This is a genomic window from Bradyrhizobium xenonodulans (assembly GCF_027594865.1).
GTDB classification, from domain to species: domain Bacteria; phylum Pseudomonadota; class Alphaproteobacteria; order Rhizobiales; family Xanthobacteraceae; genus Bradyrhizobium; species Bradyrhizobium xenonodulans.
In genome coordinates this window covers 7,662,157-7,683,468 of record NZ_CP089391.1, presented here as the reverse complement: position 1 = coordinate 7,683,468, position 21,312 = coordinate 7,662,157, and the positions used below count along the sequence as shown (strand labels likewise).

The 21,312-nt window shown below is 64.5% G+C and carries 23 protein-coding genes; 12 read left to right on the top strand and 11 right to left on the bottom strand.

Going from position 1 to position 21,312, the window contains the following annotated elements; all coding sequences use genetic code 11:
- Positions 1-280: 280 nt before the first annotated feature.
- Both I3J27_RS36250 and I3J27_RS36245 read left to right on the top strand, forming a co-directional pair.
- Complete coding sequence (locus I3J27_RS36250; protein ID WP_270163593.1) at positions 281-1,492, top strand: OpgC domain-containing protein; 1,212 nt, start codon at positions 281-283, stop codon at positions 1,490-1,492.
- Between the two features lie 39 nt (positions 1,493-1,531).
- Positions 1,532-2,020, top strand: coding sequence for a DUF2059 domain-containing protein (locus tag I3J27_RS36245; RefSeq protein WP_270163592.1), 489 nt, complete (start codon positions 1,532-1,534; stop codon positions 2,018-2,020).
- A 49-nt stretch (positions 2,021-2,069) separates the two neighbouring features.
- On the opposite strand, the gene I3J27_RS36240 is transcribed toward I3J27_RS36245, so the two are convergent.
- Positions 2,070-3,275, bottom strand: a complete 1,206-nt coding sequence (locus tag I3J27_RS36240) for an ABC transporter substrate-binding protein (RefSeq protein ID WP_270163591.1) — start codon at positions 3,273-3,275, stop codon at positions 2,070-2,072.
- Positions 3,276-3,441: 166 nt separating this feature from the next.
- On the opposite strand from I3J27_RS36240, the gene I3J27_RS36235 reads away from it, so the two are divergent.
- Positions 3,442-4,209 (top strand): FadR/GntR family transcriptional regulator, encoded by a 768-nt coding sequence (locus I3J27_RS36235; RefSeq protein ID WP_270163590.1) that lies wholly within the window; start codon positions 3,442-3,444, stop codon positions 4,207-4,209.
- 44 nt (positions 4,210-4,253) lie between these two features.
- Positions 4,254-5,867 carry an acyl-CoA synthetase gene (locus I3J27_RS36230; protein ID WP_270163589.1) on the top strand — a complete coding sequence of 538 codons (1,614 nt, stop codon included), beginning with the start codon at positions 4,254-4,256 and terminating at the stop codon, positions 5,865-5,867.
- A gap of 65 nt (positions 5,868-5,932) precedes the next feature.
- Here I3J27_RS36230 and I3J27_RS36225 read toward each other — a convergent pair whose 3' ends face one another.
- A complete protein-coding gene (locus I3J27_RS36225) occupies positions 5,933-7,129 on the bottom strand; it encodes an MFS transporter (RefSeq protein WP_270163588.1) in 1,197 nt (398 codons plus the stop codon).
- Between the two features lie 196 nt (positions 7,130-7,325).
- Here I3J27_RS36225 and I3J27_RS36220 point away from each other — a divergent pair, with 196 nt between their 5' ends.
- The 3 genes from I3J27_RS36220 to I3J27_RS36210 all read left to right on the top strand — a co-directional run bounded on the left by I3J27_RS36220 (position 7,326) and on the right by I3J27_RS36210 (position 10,269).
- Positions 7,326-8,129 (top strand): MBL fold metallo-hydrolase, encoded by an 804-nt coding sequence (locus I3J27_RS36220; protein WP_270163587.1) that lies wholly within the window; start codon positions 7,326-7,328, stop codon positions 8,127-8,129.
- Positions 8,130-8,286: 157 nt separating this feature from the next.
- Entirely contained in the window at positions 8,287-9,306 is a 1,020-nt protein-coding gene (locus I3J27_RS36215; protein WP_270163586.1) for an alpha/beta fold hydrolase, read from the top strand.
- A gap of 15 nt (positions 9,307-9,321) precedes the next feature.
- On the top strand, positions 9,322-10,269 hold the full coding sequence (locus I3J27_RS36210; RefSeq protein WP_270163585.1) for a fatty acid desaturase: 948 nt from the start codon (positions 9,322-9,324) through the stop codon (positions 10,267-10,269).
- Between the two features lie 70 nt (positions 10,270-10,339).
- Here I3J27_RS36210 and I3J27_RS36205 read toward each other — a convergent pair whose 3' ends face one another.
- The gene (locus tag I3J27_RS36205) at positions 10,340-10,582 is read right to left on the bottom strand and encodes a hypothetical protein (RefSeq protein WP_270163584.1); all 243 of its coding nucleotides are present in this window, start codon (positions 10,580-10,582) and stop codon (positions 10,340-10,342) included.
- Positions 10,583-10,720: 138 nt separating this feature from the next.
- Positions 10,721-11,704 (bottom strand): helix-turn-helix transcriptional regulator, encoded by a 984-nt coding sequence (locus I3J27_RS36200; protein WP_270163583.1) that lies wholly within the window; start codon positions 11,702-11,704, stop codon positions 10,721-10,723.
- Positions 11,705-11,788: 84 nt separating this feature from the next.
- On the opposite strand from I3J27_RS36200, the gene I3J27_RS36195 reads away from it, so the two are divergent.
- Positions 11,789-12,433, top strand: a complete 645-nt coding sequence (locus I3J27_RS36195; RefSeq protein ID WP_270163582.1) for a glutathione S-transferase family protein — start codon at positions 11,789-11,791, stop codon at positions 12,431-12,433.
- A gap of 10 nt (positions 12,434-12,443) precedes the next feature.
- Here I3J27_RS36195 and I3J27_RS36190 read toward each other — a convergent pair whose 3' ends face one another.
- The 4 genes from I3J27_RS36190 to I3J27_RS36175 all read right to left on the bottom strand — a co-directional run bounded on the left by I3J27_RS36190 (position 12,444) and on the right by I3J27_RS36175 (position 16,289).
- Complete coding sequence (locus I3J27_RS36190) at positions 12,444-13,229, bottom strand: enoyl-CoA hydratase/isomerase family protein (protein ID WP_270163581.1); 786 nt, start codon at positions 13,227-13,229, stop codon at positions 12,444-12,446.
- 12 nt (positions 13,230-13,241) lie between these two features.
- A complete protein-coding gene (locus I3J27_RS36185) occupies positions 13,242-14,348 on the bottom strand; it encodes a cyclic nucleotide-gated ion channel (RefSeq protein WP_270163580.1) in 1,107 nt (368 codons plus the stop codon).
- Between the two features lie 154 nt (positions 14,349-14,502).
- Positions 14,503-14,721, bottom strand: coding sequence for a hypothetical protein (locus tag I3J27_RS36180; RefSeq protein ID WP_270163579.1), 219 nt, complete (start codon positions 14,719-14,721; stop codon positions 14,503-14,505).
- A 122-nt stretch (positions 14,722-14,843) separates the two neighbouring features.
- Positions 14,844-16,289: a TAXI family TRAP transporter solute-binding subunit gene (locus I3J27_RS36175; protein ID WP_270163578.1), complete on the bottom strand. Its 1,446-nt coding sequence runs from the start codon at positions 16,287-16,289 to the stop codon at positions 14,844-14,846.
- Between the two features lie 414 nt (positions 16,290-16,703).
- On the opposite strand from I3J27_RS36175, the gene I3J27_RS36170 reads away from it, so the two are divergent.
- Entirely contained in the window at positions 16,704-17,051 is a 348-nt protein-coding gene (locus I3J27_RS36170; protein ID WP_270163577.1) for a DUF3307 domain-containing protein, read from the top strand.
- A 273-nt stretch (positions 17,052-17,324) separates the two neighbouring features.
- Positions 17,325-17,723 carry a hypothetical protein gene (locus I3J27_RS36165; RefSeq protein WP_270163576.1) on the top strand — a complete coding sequence of 133 codons (399 nt, stop codon included), beginning with the start codon at positions 17,325-17,327 and terminating at the stop codon, positions 17,721-17,723.
- A 78-nt stretch (positions 17,724-17,801) separates the two neighbouring features.
- On the opposite strand, the gene I3J27_RS36160 is transcribed toward I3J27_RS36165, so the two are convergent.
- Complete coding sequence (locus I3J27_RS36160) at positions 17,802-18,116, bottom strand: YkgJ family cysteine cluster protein (protein WP_270163575.1); 315 nt, start codon at positions 18,114-18,116, stop codon at positions 17,802-17,804.
- A 5-nt stretch (positions 18,117-18,121) separates the two neighbouring features.
- Positions 18,122-18,820 carry a helix-turn-helix transcriptional regulator gene (locus tag I3J27_RS36155; protein WP_270163574.1) on the bottom strand — a complete coding sequence of 233 codons (699 nt, stop codon included), beginning with the start codon at positions 18,818-18,820 and terminating at the stop codon, positions 18,122-18,124.
- A 112-nt stretch (positions 18,821-18,932) separates the two neighbouring features.
- On the opposite strand from I3J27_RS36155, the gene I3J27_RS36150 reads away from it, so the two are divergent.
- Together I3J27_RS36150 and I3J27_RS36145 are read left to right on the top strand one after the other, a co-directional pair.
- On the top strand, positions 18,933-19,193 hold the full coding sequence (locus I3J27_RS36150) for a hypothetical protein (RefSeq protein WP_270163573.1): 261 nt from the start codon (positions 18,933-18,935) through the stop codon (positions 19,191-19,193).
- Positions 19,194-19,230: 37 nt separating this feature from the next.
- Complete coding sequence (locus I3J27_RS36145) at positions 19,231-19,959, top strand: glutathione S-transferase family protein (RefSeq protein WP_270163572.1); 729 nt, start codon at positions 19,231-19,233, stop codon at positions 19,957-19,959.
- A gap of 150 nt (positions 19,960-20,109) precedes the next feature.
- Here I3J27_RS36145 and I3J27_RS36140 read toward each other — a convergent pair whose 3' ends face one another.
- The gene (locus I3J27_RS36140) at positions 20,110-21,261 is read right to left on the bottom strand and encodes an ABC transporter substrate-binding protein (protein ID WP_270163571.1); all 1,152 of its coding nucleotides are present in this window, start codon (positions 21,259-21,261) and stop codon (positions 20,110-20,112) included.
- Between the last annotated feature and the right edge of the window lie 51 nt (positions 21,262-21,312).

Here is a 21,312-nt window from a genome sequence, read left to right as displayed (position 1 = left end):
CCGATACCCGACGCGTCAAATAAATCCGGCAGGCAGCACAAGGGCTTAGCTACTGTGCATGGGGTTGTTTTCGCTCCTTTTTGAAGGCCCCGCCCATGGTGCAACGCAGAGGAGCGCACGTGCGCGTTGCCCGCTCCGACGACGAAGGCTCTTGCGCGCGCACCAAGGTCGGCTACCGTCGGTACTAGCCGCAGGGCCAGGTGACTTTTGAAGCAGTCTTTTTAGCATCCCATTTTGCCGGCGCCGCGACGGCGCGACGCCCACCGGACGAGGCGGGGTCATGATCACACGGGACCAGTCAGCTCTGTTGGCGCCGGTCGAGCGCGATTTGCGGCTCGACCTCTTTCGCGGCCTCGGCCTGTGGATGATCTTCCTCGACCACATCCCGCACGACGTCGTGGCCTGGCTGACCTTGCGCAATTACGGCTTCAGCGATGCCGCCGAGTTCTTCGTCTTCATCTCGGGTTACCTCGTCGGCTGGATCTACGGGCCGATCGTCGCCGGCGGCTGGTTTCTCGCCGCGCTGAAGCGGCTGTGGCGGCGCGCGGCCGAGATGTATGTCGCGCACATCATGCTGTTCCTGCTGTTCACGGCGCAGATCGCCCGCACCGCGCGCCGCTTCGACAATCCGATGTACGAGCACGAGTTCAACGTGTTCAATTTCCTCGCGCATCCCGACGAGCTGATCGGGCAGGCGATCGTGCTCAAATACAAGCCGGTCAATCTCGACGTGCTGCCGCTCTACATCACGCTGGTGTTTGCCGCGCCCTTCATCGTCTGGTGCCTGGTGCGCCGGCCGAACCTGACGCTCGCCGGCTCCGTGGTGCTCTATGTGCTGTCGCGCTGGTTCGACTGGAACATCGCCTCCTATCCGCCTGGCACGACCTGGTACTTCAACCCGTTCTGCTGGCAGCTGATGTTCGTGTTCGCTGCCTGGTGCGGCATCGGCCAGATCGAGAAGGTCGCAAATTGGGTGTGGTCGAAAGCGGCGATGGGGCTGGCCGCGGCCTGGCTGGTCTTCGCGCTCGTGATCGTCATGACCTGGCACGTCCCTGCACTCGAAGCCTTGATCCCGAAATGGATGATCAAGGCGATCTACCCGATCGACAAGACCGATCTCGACATGCTGCGCTTCACGCATTTCCTGGCGCTGGCGATCTGGGTGACCCATTTCATCTCGCGCAAATGGCGGCCGCTTTATGCGGCATGGCTGCGGCCCGTCATCCTCTGCGGCCAGCACTCGCTGCCGATCTTCTGCCTCGGCGTATTCCTGTCGTTCTCGGCGCACTGGATCCTGACCCAGTACACCAAGGGCGTCTGGGAGCAGCTCGCCGTCTCCATCGCCGGCATCGTCATCATGGTCGGCGCGGCCTGGCTGCTCGGTCGGGCCGAGCGCGTGCCGAACCTGTTCGTGAAGGTGACGGAGCTCGAGGAGGCCGACACGGCATTGGAACGTGCACCGGCCGCGACCGCCGCCCCGGCGGGGCATTGAGCAGCTTGCATCTCGGGAAGACGTCCAACGGAGATATCAATGCCCAGACGTTTGTTGACGATCGCCGGCGCCCTCCTGCTCTTCGTCTGCGCTGCCTCCGCGCAGGCGCCGTCACCCGAGGCGATGACTGCCGCGCGCAAGCTCATCGCCACCCTCAAGATCGCGGATCAGTATCGCGCACAACTGCCGCAACTCCTGCTCAAGCTTCGGCCCGTGGTCGCGCAGGACAGGCCGGAGATCGAGCGCGACTATGACGCGATGACGGCGCCTGGCTCCGGGATCTACACGCCGGCGCTCACGTCGATGATCGACCAGCTCGCCGCCCTCTATGCCCAAAGCTTCAGCGCCGATGAGCTGCGCCAGATCGAGGCGTTCTATGCGGGGCCCGCGGGACGAAAATTCCTGGAGCAGTCGGATGCGCTGGCGCGGGCGAGCGCGCAGATCAGCCAGGACGTCAGCCAGAAGGCCGCCGACGAATTGAAGCAGCGCCTGATCGAGGCGCTGCGCCAGAAGGGGCACAAGCTCTGAGCTCGGGTCGGCTGGACAGGCGAGGCTATGCCCCGCGCGTCCGGTTGCCTCACTTCACCAGCGGACAGCCGCCGTCCTTCAGCGGCCGGAACGCCTGATCGGCGGGGACTTCGGCGAGCAGCTTGTAATAGTCCCACGGGCCCTTGGATTCCTCGGGCTTCTTCACCTGGAACAGGTACATGCTGTGTACCATGCGGCCATCCTCGCGGAGCATGCCGTTGTCGGTGAAAGCGTCTTTCACCGGCAGCTCGCGCATCTTGGCCATCACGGTCTTGGTGTCCTTGGTGCCGGCAGCCTGCACGGCCTTGAGGTAATGCAGCGTCGCGCTGTAGGTCGCGGCCTGGTTCATCGTCGGCATGCGCTTGACCCGTTCGAGGAAACGCTTGCCGAAGGCGCGGGTCTTGTCGTTGAGGTCCCAATAATAGGCCTCGGTGATGATCAGCCCTTGCGCGAGCTTCAGGCCGAGACTGTGCACGTCAGAGATGAACATCACGATCGCAGCCAGGTTCTGGCCGCCGGCGACGATGCCGAACTCGCCGGCCTGCTTGATCGCGTTGATGGTGTCGCCGCCGCCATTGGCGAGGCCGATGATCTTGGCCTTGGAGGCCTGGGCCTGGAGCAGGAAGGACGAGAAGTCCGCGGTGTTGAGCGGATGCTTGACGCTGCCGAGCACCTTGCCGCCGGCGGCCTTCACGACATCGCCGGTGTCGCGCTCGACCGAATGGCCGAACACGTAATCGGCGGTGAGGAAGAACCAGCTGTCGCCGCCGTTCTTGACGATGGCGCTGCCGACCGTGTGCGCGTTGGCGTAGGTGTCGTAGGTCCAGTGCGCAGTATAAGGCGAGCAGGATTTTCCGGTGATGTCGGAACTCGCCGCGTCCGTCACGATCATGATCTTCTCGTACTGCTTCGACAGCTCCATCACCGCAAGCGCCGTCGCCGACGTCGGCAGGTCGATGATCATGTCGACGCCCTCGGTCTCCCACCACTTTCGCGCGATGGTGGAGGCAACGTCAGGCTTGTTCAGGACGTCGGCCGAGACCATGTCGATCGACTTGCCGAACATCTGCCCGCCGAAATCCTCGATCGCCATCCTGGTGGCCTCGACATTCCCCATGCCGCCGATGTCGGAATAGACCGAGGAGAAGTCGGAGAGCACGCCGATCTTGAGCGGGGTCTGCTGGGCAGAGGCGGGGACGATCAGGGCAGCCGACAGCAGGCCGGCCGCAGACACGAGGGCTGCGAGTGGTCTCATGGACACGTTTCCTCTTGTTCGGGACTATGCTGTCCCTTTGTCCGACAAAGTTAGAGCGAGGTTCTTCAGGAGTCAATTTGCTGCATCTGCGGCATAAATGATGCAGTTTGACGCGATCCCAAGCCGCTCCTATAGTTTGTCGGACAATCGCCATTGGAGCTGAATTTTGCCCCTCGCGCCGCTCTTTCGTCCGATCGATGTCGCGCCGGCGTATCAGAAGGTCGCCGACGCCATCGAGCGCGAGATCGTCAACGGCCGCATCAAGCCCGGCGATCCCATCGGCACCGAGCATGACCTCGTGCGGCAGTTCGGCGTCAATCGCTCGACCATTCGCGAAGGCATCCGCGTGCTGGAGGAGGGCGGGCTGATCAGCCGCGATTCCTCGCGCCGTCTGCACGCCTGCCTGCCGCGCTACAGCAAGCTCGCAAGCCGCCTCAGCCGCGCGCTGGTGCTGCACGAGGTGACCTTCCGCGAGCTCTACGAGGCTTCGATGACGCTGGAGGTTGCCAGCATCGAAGGCGCGGTGGAGCGTGCGACGGAAGAGAACCTCGCCGAGCTCGATGACAATCTCCTGCGCAGCGAAGCCGTGGTCGGCGCCCCCGCGATGCTGGCCGAATGCGATGCCGAATTCCACGTGCTGGTCGCAAAGGCCTCGCAGAACCGCGTGCTCCAGCTTGCGCGCGAGCCGGCCGCGCAATTGTTCTATCCGACCACCGAGATGATCGTGACGGGTGTCGCCGAAGGCGGGCCGCGCCTTGTCGCCGCGCACCGCTATCTCATCGATGCGATCCGCGGCCGTGACCGCGAGGCCGGCGTGTTGTGGACGCGCCGGCACTTGCAGGACTGGCGGCGCGGTTTCGAGAAGATCGCCTCGCTCGATCGCTCGGTCGAGCACATGTACATGGAGCACGCGCAGGCGGCCCGGCGCAGATAGCGCACCAATCATCCAACAAACAAAAACGTCACACGGAGGGACACATGACCGGCGACATCGCAGCCACCATCTCGAAAGCACGCGAGCACTCCATCGGCGATCTGTTGCGCCGCTCCGCGGGGCGCGAGCCGAACAGGCTCGCGGTGAGCTGTGGCAGCGTGAGCTGGACGTTTGCCGAGATGGACGCGATCTGCAACCGGCTCGGCCGCGGCCTGCTCGGGCTCGGCGTGAAGAAGGGCGACCGCCTCGCCGTGCTCTCGCGGAACTCGCACGCCTTTGCCGCGCTGCGCTTCGCGGTGGCGCGGATCGGTGCAGTGCTGGTGCCGATCAACTTCATGCTCAACCCGGACGAGATCTATTTTATTCTCAAGAGCTCCGGCGCCAAGCTGCTCGCGGCAGGGCCCGACTTCGTCGAGCCGGCGAAGGCCGCCAGCGCCAAGGATTGCGCGGTCGAGAAGATGATCTGGCTGCCGGGTGAAGATCCCGCGACCGCGCCAGCCGGTCTCACCACCTTCGACGATCTGCTTCATGCCGACGGCTCGTTCCTGGAGGCTTCCGTCGACAGTCGCGATCTCGCACAGATCGTCTACACCAGCGGCACGGAATCCCTGCCCAAGGGCGCGATGCTGACCCATGAAGCCGTGATGTGGCAGTATGTCAGCTGCATCATCGACGGCGGCATGAGCGTGGACGACCGGTTCCTGCACGCGCTGCCGCTCTATCATTGCGCCCAGCTCGACGTCTTCCTGGGGCCGCAGGTGTATCTCGGCGCCTCCGGCGTGATCACGGGCAAGCCGACCGCGGACAACATCCTGGCGCTGATCCAGGCGCACAAGATCACCTCCTTCTTCGCGCCGCCGACGATCTGGATCGCGATGCTGCGCTCGCCGAATTTCGACAAGACCGACCTGTCGACGCTTCAGAAGGGCTATTACGGCGCCTCGATCATGCCGGTGGAGGTCCTGCTCGAATTGCAGCGTCGCCTGCCCAACGTCAAGTTCTGGAATTTCTACGGCCAGACCGAGATCGCACCGCTCGCGACCGTGTTGCGGCCGGAAGACCAGCTCCGCAAGGCCGGCTCGGCCGGCAAGCCCGTGATCAATGTCGAGACGCGCGTGGTCAACACGGCGATGGAGGACGTCAAGGTCGGTGAAGTCGGCGAGATCGTGCACCGCTCGCCGCACCTGCTCTCCGGCTATTACAATGATCCGGTCAAGACTGCGGCCGCGTTCGCCGGCGGCTGGTTTCACTCCGGCGATCTCGCCACCGTTGACGACGATGGCCACATCACCGTGGTCGACCGCGTCAAGGACATGATCAAGACCGGTGGCGAGAATGTCGCGAGCCGCGAAGTCGAGGAGATGGTCTATCGCATCCCCGCGGTTTCCGAGGTCGCCGTCGTCGGCCTGCCTGATCCGCGCTGGATCGAGGCGGTGACCGCGATCGTCGTGGTCAAGAGCGGCGAGAAGCTGGACGAGGATGCCGTCATCAAGCATTGCGCCGGCCAGATGGCGCATTTCAAGGTGCCCAAGCGCGTGATCTTCGTGGATGCCCTGCCCAAGAACCCGAGCGGCAAGCTGCTCAAGCGCGAGTTGCGCCAGCGTTTCGTCGGCGGCGAGACGCTCGACAAGGCGATCCAGAAGAATTTCGGGACGTGATCGTCCTTCGGAGGCTGTCGTTCTCTTTGCCTCCCCTCGCTTGCGGGGAGAGGAAGACCGGCACCTCAATATTTCTTCACCGCGGCACCGAAGGCCAGCCATAGCGCTATCGACGCAAGCCCCAGGCCGCCGAGCAGCAGGAAGGTCGGGCCGTAGCCGATCCATTGCGCGATCCAGCCGCCGAGCGCGGGGCTCAGGCTCGCGCCGATGCCCTGCACGGTGATGACGGCGCCCTGGCCGAGATTGATGCGGCCGGTGCCGTTGAGCGAGCGCGCAACCATGCCGGGGACGGCGACCGTCTGAAGTCCGGTGCCGATGCCGTCGAGCACCTGCATCGGCACGACGCCCCACCATCCCGTGACGAAGAAAGCAAGCACGCCGCGGATGGGCAGGAACATGAAAGAGATCAGGATCACCGGCCAATAATTGCGCTTGCTCGCTGCCTTCATCGCAATCAGCGAGGTTACGATCATGACGCCTTGTGCGATCACGACGGTGGTCGCGACGAAGCTCGGGCCGTTGGCCTGGCCTTCGGCCACGGCCGCGAGCCCGTAGAGCGGCACGATCGCGGCATTGCCGAGATGGAAAAGGGCGAGCGCGAGTGCCAGCACCAGCAGCGCCTTGTGCTTGAGCAGTATCGTCATCGCATCCGGCGGCGCCTTGGAATCGTCCTCCTTGCTGCCGCGCGCAGCGCGGTCGTCGATTGCCTTGGCGGGGATCATCAGCACGAAGGCGATCGTGATAGCGCCGAATATGGCTGCCAGCACGAACACGGCGACATAGCCGAACTTGTAGCCGAGATAGCCCGACAGGGCCGCACCAACCATGTTGCCGGCATGGTTGAAGGCCTGGTTGCGGCCGTTCAGCGCGTTGAATCCCTTCTGCCTGGCGATGCCGAGCGTGATGCCTGTTACCGCCGGCACGATCGCCGCGCTCGCCAGCGATTGCGCGACTTGCGAGAACGTCACCGCCCAGAAATTCTGGGAGATCAGGATGATCGCAGATGCCAGCACCACGCAGATGCCGGGAATGACGACCCACAGCCGCTTGTTGCGGCTGGAGTCGATGAAGCCGCCGATCGGCGTCGTGACCAGCATGCCCGCGACATTGCCGATCGTCATGGCGGTGCCGATCAATCCGCTCGCCCAGCCGCGCTCCTGGAGGAAGACGCCGACGAACGGTCCAATGCCCGACTGCATGTCGGCCATGAAGAAGTTGACTGCGTAGAGGGGCCAGATTCGGGAGGGGGAGCGCGATGTCATCGAGACGCTGAACGACTGCCGACGGTAAGAGGTCCCGTGCAAGCAGGGCTGACAAGACGGGCTGACATGACCGGCCAACTGGCGCCGGAGGCGGACCGGACAGTAACATGCACTGATCGCGTTGGTTCCTCCGCACTTGCGATCGGAGGACGATGTCACCTCATGGGTGTCCCGCTCCCCTTTCTGGATCATGGCCATGCCCCTCTGGACCTGCGAAACCTGCGGCGCGCAATTTCCGGACAGCGGACATCCGCCGGCATCCTGTCCGATCTGCGAGGACGAGAGGCAGTTCGTGAACTGGAAAGGCCAAGCCTTCCTCACGCGCGACGCCCTGGCGGAGCGCCACCGCCTTGTCTGGCGCGACGATCTTGGCCTGACCGGCATTGGCTCCGATCCAAGCTTCGCCATCGGCCAGCGCGCGTTGCTGGTGCCATTGGCCGACGGCTGTATGATGTGGGATTGCGTGCCGCTGGCGACCTCTGAGGCGATCGCGCATGTGCGCTCCCTCGGCGGGCTGAAGGCGATCGCGATTTCGCATCCGCATTTCTATGGCGCGCTCGCCGACTGGAGCGAGGCGTTCGGCGGCGTGCCGGTCTATCTGCATGCCGATGATCGCCATTGGGTCATGCGGCCGCATCCGTCGATCGTGCATTGGACTGGCGATCACCATCGCATCTCCGATGACGTGACGTTGTTGCGCACCGGCGGCCATTTCGCAGGCGCCACGATGATGCATTGGTCGGGCGGTGCAGAGGGCAAGGGCGCGCTGCTCACCGGCGATATCGCGCAGGTGGCGATGGACCGCCGCTTCGTCAGCTTCATGTACTCCTACCCGAACTACATGCCGCTCAACGCCGCCGCGGTGCGGAGGATCGCGGCTGCGGTCGAGCCGTTCGCCTTCGACCGCATCTATGGTGCATGGTGGGGCCGCAACATCGCCTCAGGCGCCAAGGCCGCCTTCGCGGCCTCGGTGGAGCGATACATTGCGGCCATCGCCTGACGCGCGGCGGCGAGAAATCCAGTTGCCTGCCTCTAATAACTGTACTATAAGTACATTTAATAAGCGCGGCGCAACGATGCGTTTGCTGGTCCGGCACGATCGATGCATTGCCGTTTCAGCGGCGCACTCTGCGGCCGCGTGAGCCGGAGTTCTAACCATGACGGCGCAGCGCGACTACGACATCTTCGAAGCCGGCGACGTCGCGCTCCAGTCCGGCGCTGTTTTTCCTGCGCTGAAGCTTGCCTACAAGACCTACGGCACGCTGAGCCCGGCAAAGGACAACGTCATCCTCTATCCGACCTCGTTCAGCGCGCAGCACTTCGACACCGAATGGCTGATCGGGCCCGATGGCGTGCTCGATCCCACCCACTATTTCATCATCATCCCGAATTTGTTCGGAAACGGCCTGTCGTCCTCGCCGTCGAACTCCGGCGAGGCGCCGCTTCCGCAGCTCGACTATCACGATGCCGTCGCGATCCAGCACCGGCTCATCACCGAGCGCTTCGGCGTGTCCAAACTCGCGCTGGTCTATGGCTGGTCGATGGGCGGCATGCAGGCCTATCACTGGGCGGCGTTGCATCCCGATATGGTCGCGCGCGCGGCGGTGGTCTGCGGCAGCGCGCGCTGTGCGCCCTACAATCATGTGTTTCTCGAAAGCGTGAAGGCGGCTCTCACAAGCGATCCCGCCTTCCGCAATGGCCGCTTCGTCGAGAAGCCCGTCGCCGGCTACCGCGCCATGGGGCGTGTCTATGCCGGCTGGGCGATGTCGCACGGTTTCTATCGCGACGAGCTCTGGCGCGAGGCGGGCTTTACGTCTCTGGAGGATTATCTCGTTCGCACCTGGGACGCGACCTTTGCGCGCCGCGACGCCAACGATCTGCTGGCGCAAATCGGCATCTGGCAGCGTGGTGACGTCAGCCGTTGCGCTTCATTCGGCGGTGATTTCGATCGGGCGCTCGCGGCGGTCAAGGCCCATATGCTGCTGATGCCCGGCGCGACCGATCGCTATTTCGACGTTCGCGACAACGAGGATGAGCTCGGCAAGCTGGTCAACGCGAAATCCGCGGTGCTGCATCCGATCCCGTCATTGCACGGCCATCGCGCCGGCAACCCCGTCAACAATCCGCGCGACCAGGCCTTCATCAAGGCCGAGATCGCAACGCTTCTCAGCAAATAGAGCAGGTCCCCGATCATGACTGATGCGACCGTTTCAGAGCCCGGCCATCGCCTGAAGCCGCTGACACCGGTGATGCTGCGCGAATTGTCGGCCCGTTCCAATGTCCAGGGCGCCGCACGCAGCCTCTGCCATTACGGCGTGGTCATGCTGGTCGGCGCGCTGATCTGGAAAGTTAGCGCGACATACGGCGTCCTCTGGGCTCTGCCACTGGTGGCCGTGCAGGGCTATTTCGTCGCCTTCCTGTTCATGGCGGTGCACGAGACGGCGCACAAGACCGCTTTTAGAAGCCGCGGTCTCAACCTCGTGGTCGGCTATCTCTCGGGCTTCATCGTCGGATTGCCCTACGAATATTACTGCCTGTTCCACTGGGACCATCACCGTTACACCCAGGATCCGGACAAGGACCCGGAGCTGGTCGTCGGCGTGAAACCAAAATCCGACCCGCAGCTTGCGATCGCCTATAGCGGCCTGCTTCAGGTCGCCGGCCGGCTCCGGCTGATGCTCGGTCATGCCGTCACCGGCAAGGTCGTCGTGCCCTGGATTCCCGAGAACAAGCGCGCCACCATCGTCACCGAAGCGCGCGTCTATGCCGCGCTCTATGCGCTGCTCTTCGCACTCTCGCTGTGGTTCACTTCAGCCCTGCTGCTCTGGGCCTGGATCGTGCCGCTCGCGATCGGGCAATTCTTCCTGCGCCCCTATCTCTATGCCGAGCATACCGGATGCGAGCGCACCCGCAGTGCGTTCCAGAACACCCGCACCACCTACACCGGCACGATCGTCAAATGGTTCGCGTGGAACATGCCCTACCATGTCGAACATCACGCCTATCCCTCGATCCCGTTTCACGCCCTGCCGAAGCTGAACGAGATCGTCGATGGCGAGATCGTCTATCGCGGTCGCGGCTACATCCGAACGACGCGTGAGACCTGGGCCTGGTTTCGCCGGCATCGGCAGGGCGTCTAATTCAAGAATCGATTAACCAAACGCAAAACTCCGGCCGCGGTGCGACCGGAGCTTTGTCGAGGGCGGGATATCAGTAGATCCCGTAGGCGCAGACATTCACGACGCGGACGCGCAGGCCGTGGCGAGTCTGGACGAGGCGCTCCTGGTAGCAGTTGCTGACGCCGGTGTTGAGGTAGATGCCGCCGCCGTAGCCCCAACCGTGACCCCAGTGATGATGCGGATAGAAGCCGCCGGCCGACGCCGCGGTGGGCGCGAGAGCGGCGACGCCGAGCGAGCTGGCAGCGATCAGACCAAGAGCAAGCTTACGAAACATTTTCATTCTCCAGTGTGGCGCTAAGGCCGTTGTTGTGTCCCTGCATCTCCGTCGGGCCGAGATGCGAACGCGTTCACGCGAGACGGGGAGAATCGTGTTTCAGGATTGTTTCGTGGGCTGCGGAAATACGCGCGGCCGTCATGCTTTCCGCGCCGCTGCGCCATAACGCGCAGCCATCGCCTGCGTCATCTCCGCCATCTTCTCGCGGAGATCGGCGGGCTCCAGCACTTCGGCTTCGGAGCCGAGCCGCAGCAATTCAGACGCGGCGTGCCACGAGGTCTTGCCGGTCGGTACGCGGGCAATGCGCCAGCCGTCGGCGTCGGTCGTCTCGTCGATCTGGGTGCGTGCCCTGACGTAAGGCTGGCTCAGTGCGTCCAGCAGCTTGACGCCGAACGGTGACAGCCGGACGACCGCGACATTGGGATGCATCTCCGCTTCGAGACGCAGCGTTGCGTCTCGCCAATAGGCGGCGAGATCGAAATCGGCGGGGCGGTCGAAGCAATCGTCGAGCGCGGTGCAGTCGAGCACCCGCGCGACGCGATAGGTGCGCACGCTGCCGTCGACCTGGCCCGCGAGATACCAGCTGCCGCCCTTCAGCACGAGGCCGAGCGGGGCGAGCCGGCGCTGCTTCTCCGCGCGCCAGCTCTGGTAGCGGATCTTGATCAGCGTCCCGCGCAGCGCCGCGCCGGCAATCGCGCGCAGATGCTTTGGCTCTTCCGCCTCGCCGAACCAGCCCGGTGCGTCCAGGTGAAAACGCTCCTGCATCCGGCCGGCGTCCTCGCGCAAATTCGCTGGCAATGCGGCCATCAGCTTGTTCTGTGCGGCGATCATCGCGGCATCGAGCCCGAGCGCCGCGGCCGGGCCCGGGAGCCCTGCGAGGAACAGCGCACCCGCTTCGCTCTGCGACAGGCCGTTCAGCCGCACGCGATATCCGTCGAGCAGGCGATAGCCACCCTCGGCGCCGCGGTCGGCGTAAACTGGGACACCGGAGGCCGCGAGTGCGTCGATGTCGCGATAGATCGTGCGCACCGAGACCTCCCACGCCTCGGCGAGCTCGGGCGCGGTGACCTGTCCCCTGGCCTGGAGGGTGGTGAGGATCGACAGCATCCGGCTCGCGCGCATGATCCCTTAAACCATACCTGACACAGGATGTCAGGTATGGTCCGCTACAAGCGCCATTGCCAGCCGGCCAGATGGAGACCTGCCATGACCGATCCGAACCGCATTACCCTGCATTATTCGCCGCAAAGCCGCGCCACCGGCACGCGGGTGCTGCTGGAGGAGCTGGGGGCGCCCTACGATCTCCATGTCCTCAACATGAAGGCCGGCGAGCAGCGTAAGCCGGCCTATCTCGCCATCAACCCGCTCGGCAAGGTGCCGGCGATCCACCGCGGCGGGCAGCTCGTCACCGAGCAGGTCGCGCTCACCATCTATCTCGCCGATTTGTTTCCGCAGGCCGGTCTCACGCCCGCGCTGAACGATCCGCTGCGCGGGCCTTATCTGCGCTGGATCGCCTATTATGGCGCATCCTTCGAGCCGGCCCTGATCGACAAGTTCATGCAGCGCGAGCCGGCGCCGATCACGCAGTCGCCCTATGCCGATTACGACACCATGCTCGGCGCGCTCGAGGCGCAGCTGTCGATGGGGCCCTATCTGCTCGGCGAGCGCATGACGGCCGCCGATGTGTTGTGGGGTGTCGCATTCAGCTGGACCATGATGTTCGGCATCGTGCCGAAGAAGGACGTCTTCGTCCGCTATGCCGAACGCATGACCTCGCGGCCGGCATTCCAGCGCATCACTGCTGCGGATGCCGACATGGCGGCGCAGCATGCCGCGGTCGTTGGCGGCTGAGGGGTTCGCCTCAAAACCGCGGCGGCCGCTTCTCCGCAAACGCCTTGATGCCTTCCTTGATCTCGTCGCCGCGCATGCTGTCGCGGTGGCGCTGGTCGGCAGCTGGCTCATCGAGCTCGCCGCGGGCGAATTCGTTGATGGCGCGCTTCATGCCTGCCATCGCTTGCGGCGCGTTGCCGGCGAGGATATTGGCGAGCTTGTCGACCTCTTCGTCGAGCAATTCCACCGGCACCATGGCGGTGAGATAGCCGATGCGCAGCATCTCCGGCGCGCTGATCTTCTGCGCCGTGAGGAAGAGTTTCTTCGCATTGTCGACGCCGAGCCGCGTGACGTAACGCTTGATGCCGCTTCTGTAATAGTGCAGCCCGAGCCGCGCCGCCGGCATGAACATCTCGGCGGTGTCGACGCCGATGCGGAAATCGCAGGCGAGCGCGAGGTCGGTCGAGCCGCCATAGACGCCGCCGTTGAGGCGGCAGATCGTCGGCACGCCCAGATCCTCCAGGCGGTTGACGACCACCTCGAACGCCGAGCCCGCGCTCTGCTGCTCATTGGCGCTCACTGCGCGCTCGGCAACCGAGTTGAGGTCGTAGCCCGCGGAGAAGGCGTGGCCCGTGCCGGTCAGCACCAGCACGCGGATGGCAGGATCGGCCTCGACCCGGTCGAACAGCTTTGTCAGCTCGCCGAGGTCTTCCGCCTGGAGCCGGTTGAGATGCTTGGGTCTGTTCAGACGGATGGTGGCGCGTGCGCCGGTGATTTCGAGCACGGGGCTGGACGCCGCGTCGGCTGTATCCGACATTCTTGTCTCCATTTACTTGTTTTCGAGCGCGCGTCGTTTCGCCTCGGTGTCGATGGTCTCGGCGAGATCGGGGTGCCGTGCCATCAGCACGCGGAAGTCGACGAGGTCGAGCACCAGCAGCCGCGACACTTTCGTCGTCGAGACATTGGCGCCGCGCTTGTTGTTGCCGAGCAGCGCCATCTCGCCGAAGAAAGCGCCTTCGCCGAGCTGCACCTTCTTGCCGGGCAGGTCGACCTCGACCTCGCCGGCGGCGATGAAATACATGCAGTCGCCCTGCGCGCCCTTGCGGATGATCATGGTGCGCGCCGGCAGCTCCATGGTGCGCAGCATGTGGGTGACGTCGGCGATCGCCGAAGGCCCGAGCGCCGCGAAGAACGGCACCTTGCTGACGGATTCCCAGGTCTTGAGGAAATTGTCGCGCCTCGTCTCGGAGGCAAACCCGGTCGCCAGGATACCGGTCCAGAGCCCGAATACGCCGAGGCCGGAGATCATCACCATCGCCGCGACGATGCGGCCGAGCGGCGTGATCGGCACGACGTCGCCATAGCCCGTCGTGGTCAATGTGACGACGGCCCACCACAGCGCGGCCGGCACGCTGCCGAACGTCTGCGGCTGCACGTCCCGCTCCAGAAAATATTCGGCGACGGAGGCGAGGAAGACCACCATCAGGAAGATCACGAGCACGCTGACCAGGGGCCCGGATTCCAGCACCAGCACGCGGCGGAGCTGCCGCAGGCCGGGAATGCCGGGCACCACCTTCAATACCCAGAGCACGCTGAGCAGCCAGGCCGTTTTCGGCTCGACGCCGAGAAGCAGCGCGGCCGGCACGGCCAGCGCACCCACCGCATCGACCAGCCCGGCGGAGGAGGACACATAGAGCGACAGCCGCCCCTGCCGCGCCATATGGCGCAGCCGGACCAGCCATTCGAACACGAAATAAGCAAGGCAGGTCCAGAGCAGGCCACTGACCCAGCCGCGCGCCTCATGGGCCCGGTTGTCGGTCAGCAAGACCATGCTGAGCACGCCAACGGTCACAGCCGCGTAAGCCGCCTTGGTCATGTTGCGGCCGGCCGTGGCGGCCACGAACTGGGCCAGAGCGGGGATCAGCGGCTTGGACATGCGGGAGAGCGGGCTCGGTCTTGGACTTGGCTGCTGCGGTCCCGGCTGGGACGCCAGCGCCAAAGTGCCCGCCCGGGCAGGGGCCGTCAACGACGAGCCCGGGCCGCCCTGGACATCGACGAACAGGGCTGCACGGTCCGGTGCCGAGGTGGCCCTACCTGAAATGCGGCGGTTCGTCGTAGCCGCGGCGGCTGCTGAAAAAGAGCAGCATCATCAGGCCGACGCCGACCACGACGGAAAAACCCGCCCCGAGCGCCAGTGCCACATAGCCTTCCGTCGGGATCGGCCCACCCTCGACCGCCATTGCCGAATAGGCGAAGTAACCAGCCGCAACCAGCATTCCCAGAAGGATGATGAGGAGGAGCGTACGCATGATGCGTTCTCCGGTTGTATCCGGGAACAAACGGTTGTGGGCAGGGACGGTTCCCGAATTCATCCCGGTGATTCGCGGGAAAGATCGGCAAGGTGCCGCAGCAAGACCCCCGAATCGATAGGTCAGGCGCTCTGAGCGGTTTTCACCACCACGATATTGCTCTCGTCCTGCTGGGGAGGGGCCGTATCCTGGGCGAGCTTGTCGGCCTCGCCGGCGTGGCGCTTGAGGTAATCGCGGCGCATGCCGATCTCGTCGCGGACGAACTCGTAGCCGAGCTTGAAGGTATCGAGCCCATCGGTACTGATCGTGCCGTCTCGAAGGCCTATGACGGCGCCGCGCAAAATGCCCTCCAGCTCGTCCTGGAGACATTCGAGCTGATCCAGCGAATGGGCATGCTCGATGCGCTCGCCGACGTCGAGGATGGCGGTGGAGAGCTCGCTGGCCTTCTCCGGCGCGATGCGGGTGATCTTGGCGTAGATCGCAGCGAAGATCGAGCCGATGACGCTGAGCGCGGCGGCGCCCAGATACATCAGGTCGCTGTACTTATCCATGAACGACTTGGTGTCGTCGTTGATGTAGTCGGCCGCCCCCTGATGCGCCATCACGTAGGCGTCCTTCTCGACGGAGGCCGGCTCGATCCTGCTGGCAAAGCCGTTGTCGAGCCCGAGCGCGGATTTGTTCTCATAGATGGTGCGCGCCAGCTCGCCCGCCGTCGATGCCGACATCTTCGATTGCGTCACCAGCAGCCATTCGAGGCCGATCGTGTCGAGGTCGTCATCGGGAATTTCCGGCGAGGCCGAGAGCGTGCCTGCGCTCAGCGTCTCGCTGGAAATGCCGGGGATCCTGCGCGCCAGCGCCTTGGCCTCGTCGACCGCGTTGAGCGTGAAGCCGCCGCGCCTGGCGGCCTGCTCATAGGCCTTGTCGCGCACCGCTCTGGAGGCGTGCACGACGGCGATCACCGCGCCGAAGCCGCTCGCCGGGGCGAACAGCTTGTCGAGCGTCGCGCCCTGCAGCGCCATCTGGATTTTCGCGGCATCAGGACCGTCGGGGATGTCGAGAATGCTGCGGACGAAGGCGAGTGAGGCCTCGCTCTCGGCGACGACCGCAACCTTTTTCTTCTTCAGCTCGGCGAGCGACTTGATCTTCTTGTTGCCGGGGCCGAGCAGGAGCACGAGATCGTGCTCGAGGATTGCGAGCGTGCGCGCCCGCAGCGGCACCTTGGCATCGGTACGCAACACGGCGAGGTCGGCCTGCTTGCGGTCGAACTGGGCGAGCGCCTTGGCGCTGTCTGGATTGTTGACGATCTTGATCCGGAAACGCGAGGCGTTGTTCTTCATCACCGTGGCGAGCTTGGCGGCGAACATCGCCTCGTCGCTGTTGGGCGCGCCGACCGCAAAGGTCAGCGTCTCCGAACTGTGGACCAGGGCGCGGCCGCCCCAGACGGTGGCGAGCGACAGCAGCAGGGTCAGCACGACGTAGAGAAAGACCTGCTGTTGATTGGTCTTGATCACCTTGGGACGCCGCGGCGGCGGCTCTGATGGTGACGAGGTCGGGCCTTCAGTACTCATGTCAGTACCCATGGCAGCACTCGGGCCTTATTCCTGGGTGACGGGTAGCTCGCGGATGTGATCGCGGCGGGCGCCTGCAATTCCTAACCGTCTGAAAAAAGAACGATATTCTCTGCCGACAATGATAGCGCGCCGGAACCGGAATGCAAATTTCGAGCCGAAGGTAACCTTACTCGATCCGGCGCGGCGATTGATCATCCTATCACCAGTTAGCCACAGTTTGCGATTTTCCGGTTCCCCCCGGCTGCATTCCGCCGCGGGAGATGTCATAAATCACACGTCCCGGCGACTTGACCGGTCCGAGAAGAAGTTGCGCTGAACGCTCCAATTCTTCTTGCCACGTCAATGAGGGCGTCAGCTTTGTCGTTTCCACCCCTGTCATCGGCGGTTCCAGTCGAAGCGCTCATTGGCTGGATGTTGCTTCTCACCTTCAAGCACATCATCGCCGATTTCGTCCTCCAGACCGCCTGGATGGCGCAGGGCAAGGACCAGAAGCACGGCTGGGCCCTCCCGCTTCTGGTGCATTGCCTGATTCACCTTGCGGTTGCGCTGCCGTTGATCCTGATCGTGGCGCCCAAATTCTGGTTCGTCGCCTTCATCGACTTCGTGATCCACATCACGATCGACCGGGCCAAGGGGCTCGTCTCCGCCAATTGCGGCGTCGACCTCCAGCATCCCTGGTTCTGGACCCTGATCGGCGTCGATCAGGCGCTGCACCATCTGACCGGCTTCGGCCTCTCCATCTTCATGGCGGCGAACTGAGGCTGGCGGCGTTCGGAGTAGCTGCCGGGCCTGCATGGTTCGAGACGGCGCTTCGCGCCTCCTCACCATCAGGGGATAGAATCTTTCAGCAGGACCAGACCTCATCCTGAGGGCTCGCCGAAGGCGGGCGTCTCGAAGGATGGCCACGGGGAAGCTGCCTGTTGCCTCCGATTCGCGGCGAGGGCGCAACCACCCCGGACGACTACCGGGCAGCGTGGTTAACCTTTCATTAGAGAATTGCACTGCATCTTCCCCACACGAGGGAGAACTGCAATGTTTTCAAGCCGCGACGCCTTTGAAAGCGATTTCTGCCCGGTCCGCGACGAGCTCCTTGGCGAGATGTACCGCGCCAGCGAGAGTGGCCTGCCGAGGTTGGTTGAGAGTGTTTCCCCTGACGCACGCGCCAGGCTGGCGCTGTTCTGCTATCGCCGCAGCCACCTTCATTCGCTGGCCGTCGCGATCGCAGGCAGCTGCAACGAGCGCGACCTGATCGAGAACGGTGGCCGTGTCGGCTCGACGCTCTACGCGCTGTCGCGCGGAGGCTCGGCCAAATCGTCGCCGTCGCTGTCGGGTGGCCGCAAGCCGATCACGCTGTCGACCAAGCCGCTCTCGGTGCTTGCACCGCTGGACGACGAGATCGACGACGAGATCAGCGAAGCCGTTCCCGCCTAAGCCTTGTTTGTTGGCGCATGATCTCCGCGCAAACGCGCCGCGTTTGTCGCGTGGAAAACCGCTGCACACTTTTCCGGATCATGTGCTAACGATCACCGGCAGTCCGAATTTCCGCCGCGCCATCGCGCATTCGGCGTCGCCCGGCATGCATGTGCGGCAGACCTCCGGCCGCACCTCATAGATGCCGCAGGCCGTCTGCTTTCCGATCTCTCCCTGCAACGCCGAACAGCGATCACCCTGGCAGCGCATGCCGGATTGCCGCGCGTTGACGAGCGCTTCCGGGATTGCGGCCAGCTCTTCCTCGCTCTCGATCGAGAAGCGTGGCCAGTTCTCCGAATAGCCGCAGCAGGCGCCGCAGCTCTGGCAACAGCTCGACAGGTCGATCTCTTCCATCCTCGTCACGTGTCCTTTGGCGGGCCCCAGACCAGGCTCTGCCGCCATCTTGCGCGCAGCACGTCGCGCCGCTCCGGATATCTTTCGTCGAGATAGGAGGCCTCCACCACGCGGTCGGTGCGGAAGCTGCGGAAGTCGCCGCGCAGCTCGCACCAGGCGGCGAGCAGGCGCACGGCTTCGAGATAGCCGACCGAGATCGGCCAGATCATTCGCTCGCTGGGGCGGCCCTGCTCATCGCGATAGCGCAGCATGATCTTCTTGCCTTCGTGGATCTGGGTGCGGGTGCGCACCATGTCGAGGCGATCCGGCTCCCTGTTCCAGCTCGGCCGCGCGCGGCTCGCAGGCTCCAGCACGAAGGGACGCAGGCGCTCGGGAACGGTGTCGGCGATCTTGGCCATCAGATCTTCGGCCGCGCGCGCCAGCGCGGAATCGGCGTGGCCCGCGACCCATTGCGCGCCGAGCACCGCGGCCTCGATCTCGTCCGGTGTCAGCATCAAGGGCGGCAGGTCAAAACCCTTTTCCAGGATGTAGCCCATGCCGGCTTCGCCGCGGATCGGCACGCGCTGGCCGATCAGGGTTGCGATGTCGCGATAGATGGTGCGCTTCGATGTTTCGAGTTCGGCCGCGATCGCGTCCGCGGTCAGCGGCTTACGGGTGCGCCTCAGCACCTGGATGATTTGAAACAGCCGGTCGGCGCGTCTCATGACAATTCTCTTATCGGGGGCGGATCAGGCAACGGCGCGCTGCTGCTGACAGGATGTTGGCAGCAGGGGGGTTCTATACCGGGACAACACATCGACTGAAGAGGATTTGTCCATGATCATTCCAACCCATTTCGGCCCGGCCCTTCCGACGCTGCGGGCACCCGTGTGGTCCGCATCGGTGTTCAGCCGCCTGGTTTCGCTGGATCTCATGGCCGTCGACCTCCGGTTTGCCCGTGCAAGCGTGGTGGCACGCTCGCTGACCCAAGCTGCGGACGCACTGGCCCACCACGTCATGGCCCGCGCCTGGCAGGGGGCCCGTTTCGCAGAAGATATCACGGCTGCTGCCACCATGGTGGCAGCAGCCCGGCACTAGGTTCCGTCAACTCTTTCGGTCGTTCAGGAGAGCTCTCATGATTACGCTTTACGGTTTCGGCACCGGTTTCGGCCTGCCGGAAATCAGCCCCTTCGTCACCAAGACGGAGGTGCAGCTCAAGATGGCGGGACTGCCCTACCGGAAGGAGCGCGCGATGCCGCCGGCCTCGCCGAAGGGCCAACTGCCCTTTATCGACGATGGCGGCGAGGCCGTGGCCGATTCCACCTTCATCCGCGCCCATATCGAGCGCCGCTATGGCTTCGATTTCGACGCCGGACTGTCGCTGGCCGAGCGGGCGCAGGCCTGGGCGTTTGAGCGCATGATCGAGCATCACGTCTATTGGGGGCTGGTCGGTGCCCGCTGGGTCGATCCGGTCAATTTCGCCAAGGGCCCTGCGCATTTCTTCGACGGTGCGCCGGAACACAATCGCGAGAAGTTGCGCGAGGACGCACAATTCCGTGTTGCTGAGAACTATCTGCTCTCCGGCCTCGGCCGCCACGCGCCCGATGACGACGTCGATCTCGCGGTGCGTTCGCTGTTCGCGCTGTCGGTGCAGCTCGGCGACAAGTCCTATCTGATGGGCAACAAGCCCTGCGGCGTCGATGCCACCGCCTTCGGCGCGCTCGCCGGGATCCTGACGCCGTTCTTCGAATCCGGCCTTCGCCAGCGGGCCGAGGGATTTGCGAACCTCACCGCCTATGTCGACCGGATGATGGACAATTACTATCCGGAGTTCGCCTGGACCCCGCTGCGGCAGGCGGCGTAGCGCTCAGTCCCGCGGCGAGCTCGGTGCCCCTCTCCCGCAAGCAGGAGAGGGGGTACACCAGCGTCGGAGCTGCAGCTCGGTCTCAAAATCAAAAACAAAAGAGCCGGCCCGATGGGCCGGCTCTCGTCGTCTCGCAACTTTTCGCCGCGCCTACTTCACCAGCATGTACTTGCCGTTCTTCACCGTGAGCAGGATGCGCGAGCGCTCGTCGAGGCCGTAGCGGTCCTTTTCGGTGAAGTTGTAGACGCCCTGGCTCGCCGCCAGCTCCTTCTCGGATAGCAAGGCCTGGCGGATCGCTTCGCGGAACTCCGGCGTGCCGGGCTTTGCCGTCTTCAGCGCCGCCGGAATGATGCGCTTGAGGAGCTCGAAGGCGTCATAGGAATGGCCGGCGAACTGGCTGCGGCTGTTCGGGCCATACTTGGCCTCATAGGCCGCGTTGAGCGCGAGGCCAGGCTTCTTGGTGGCCGCCTCGTCCGGCTGATCCTCGGGGTCCATGACGGGACCGGAGGCCATCAGCACGCCCTCCGCCGCTTTGCCGGCGATGCGGATGAAGTCCATGCTGGCGGCGCCGTGGGTCTGGTAGATCAGGCCCTGATAGCCGCGTTCGCGCAGCTCGGTCTGCGGCAGCGCGGCCGCGGTGCCGGACGCGCCGACCAGGATCGCGTCGGGATTGGCGGCGACGAGCTTGAGCACCTGTCCGGTCACCGACGTGTCGGGGCGGGCGAAGCGCTCCTCATCGGCAATGGCGATGCCCATCGGTCCGGTCTGGGCCTTCAAATCGTTGAACCAGAGGTCGCCATAGGAGTCGGAATAGCCGATATAGCCGACGGTCTTCACGCCCTTGGCCTTCATGTGGTCGTACAGCACCTTGCCCACGATCGGGATCGGCTGCGGCATCGCCACCGACCACTTCATGCGCTCCGGCGTGATCGGGAACGGCGCCAGGCCGAAATGCGGAATGCCGGCTTCATTGGCGACGTTGGAGACCGCGATCGTCGGCGGCGTCAGCGCCGAGCCCATGATGATGTCGGCCTTGGATTCGGTGACGAAGCGGCGCGCGTTGGTGGTCGCCGTGGTGGGATCGCCGCCGTCGTCGAGCACGATCACCTTCAGCGGCACGCCGCCGATTTCCTTCGGCACAAATTCCAATGCGTTGCGCTCGGGAATGCCGAGGGCTGCGCCCGGGCCGGTCGTGGTGGTGGTGATGCCGATGGTGACTTCGGCGGTCTGTGCCAACGCGGGCAGCGCCGGCAGGGCAAGCGTCGCCGCGGTGATGGCGGCGGTCAAATAAAAGCGTTTCATTGATTCCTCCCTTGACATGTTTCTTTGAAAGCAGAAATCGGGGGGTAATTC

Coding starts and splice junctions, on each gene's coding strand:
- I3J27_RS36185 (WP_270163580.1), bottom strand. CDS start 14,348: ATGTCCAAGCCGCTGATCCCCGCTCTGGCCCAGTTCGTGGCCGCCACG.
- I3J27_RS36180 (WP_270163579.1), bottom strand. CDS start 14,721: ATGCGTACGCTCCTCCTCATCATCCTTCTGGGAATGCTGGTTGCGGCT.
- I3J27_RS36145 (WP_270163572.1), top strand. CDS start 19,231: ATGATTACGCTTTACGGTTTCGGCACCGGTTTCGGCCTGCCGGAAATC.
- I3J27_RS36250 (WP_270163593.1), top strand. CDS start 281: ATGATCACACGGGACCAGTCAGCTCTGTTGGCGCCGGTCGAGCGCGAT.
- I3J27_RS36140 (WP_270163571.1), bottom strand. CDS start 21,261: ATGAAACGCTTTTATTTGACCGCCGCCATCACCGCGGCGACGCTTGCC.
- I3J27_RS36225 (WP_270163588.1), bottom strand. CDS start 7,129: ATGACATCGCGCTCCCCCTCCCGAATCTGGCCCCTCTACGCAGTCAAC.
- I3J27_RS36155 (WP_270163574.1), bottom strand. CDS start 18,820: ATGAGACGCGCCGACCGGCTGTTTCAAATCATCCAGGTGCTGAGGCGC.
- I3J27_RS36175 (WP_270163578.1), bottom strand. CDS start 16,289: ATGAGTACTGAAGGCCCGACCTCGTCACCATCAGAGCCGCCGCCGCGG.
- I3J27_RS36230 (WP_270163589.1), top strand. CDS start 4,254: ATGACCGGCGACATCGCAGCCACCATCTCGAAAGCACGCGAGCACTCC.
- I3J27_RS36205 (WP_270163584.1), bottom strand. CDS start 10,582: ATGTTTCGTAAGCTTGCTCTTGGTCTGATCGCTGCCAGCTCGCTCGGC.
- I3J27_RS36215 (WP_270163586.1), top strand. CDS start 8,287: ATGACGGCGCAGCGCGACTACGACATCTTCGAAGCCGGCGACGTCGCG.
- I3J27_RS36200 (WP_270163583.1), bottom strand. CDS start 11,704: ATGCGCGCGAGCCGGATGCTGTCGATCCTCACCACCCTCCAGGCCAGG.
- I3J27_RS36170 (WP_270163577.1), top strand. CDS start 16,704: ATGTTGCTTCTCACCTTCAAGCACATCATCGCCGATTTCGTCCTCCAG.
- I3J27_RS36245 (WP_270163592.1), top strand. CDS start 1,532: ATGCCCAGACGTTTGTTGACGATCGCCGGCGCCCTCCTGCTCTTCGTC.
- I3J27_RS36190 (WP_270163581.1), bottom strand. CDS start 13,229: ATGTCGGATACAGCCGACGCGGCGTCCAGCCCCGTGCTCGAAATCACC.
- I3J27_RS36220 (WP_270163587.1), top strand. CDS start 7,326: ATGCCCCTCTGGACCTGCGAAACCTGCGGCGCGCAATTTCCGGACAGC.
- I3J27_RS36165 (WP_270163576.1), top strand. CDS start 17,325: ATGTTTTCAAGCCGCGACGCCTTTGAAAGCGATTTCTGCCCGGTCCGC.
- I3J27_RS36150 (WP_270163573.1), top strand. CDS start 18,933: ATGATCATTCCAACCCATTTCGGCCCGGCCCTTCCGACGCTGCGGGCA.
- I3J27_RS36195 (WP_270163582.1), top strand. CDS start 11,789: ATGACCGATCCGAACCGCATTACCCTGCATTATTCGCCGCAAAGCCGC.
- I3J27_RS36160 (WP_270163575.1), bottom strand. CDS start 18,116: ATGGAAGAGATCGACCTGTCGAGCTGTTGCCAGAGCTGCGGCGCCTGC.
- I3J27_RS36240 (WP_270163591.1), bottom strand. CDS start 3,275: ATGAGACCACTCGCAGCCCTCGTGTCTGCGGCCGGCCTGCTGTCGGCT.
- I3J27_RS36210 (WP_270163585.1), top strand. CDS start 9,322: ATGACTGATGCGACCGTTTCAGAGCCCGGCCATCGCCTGAAGCCGCTG.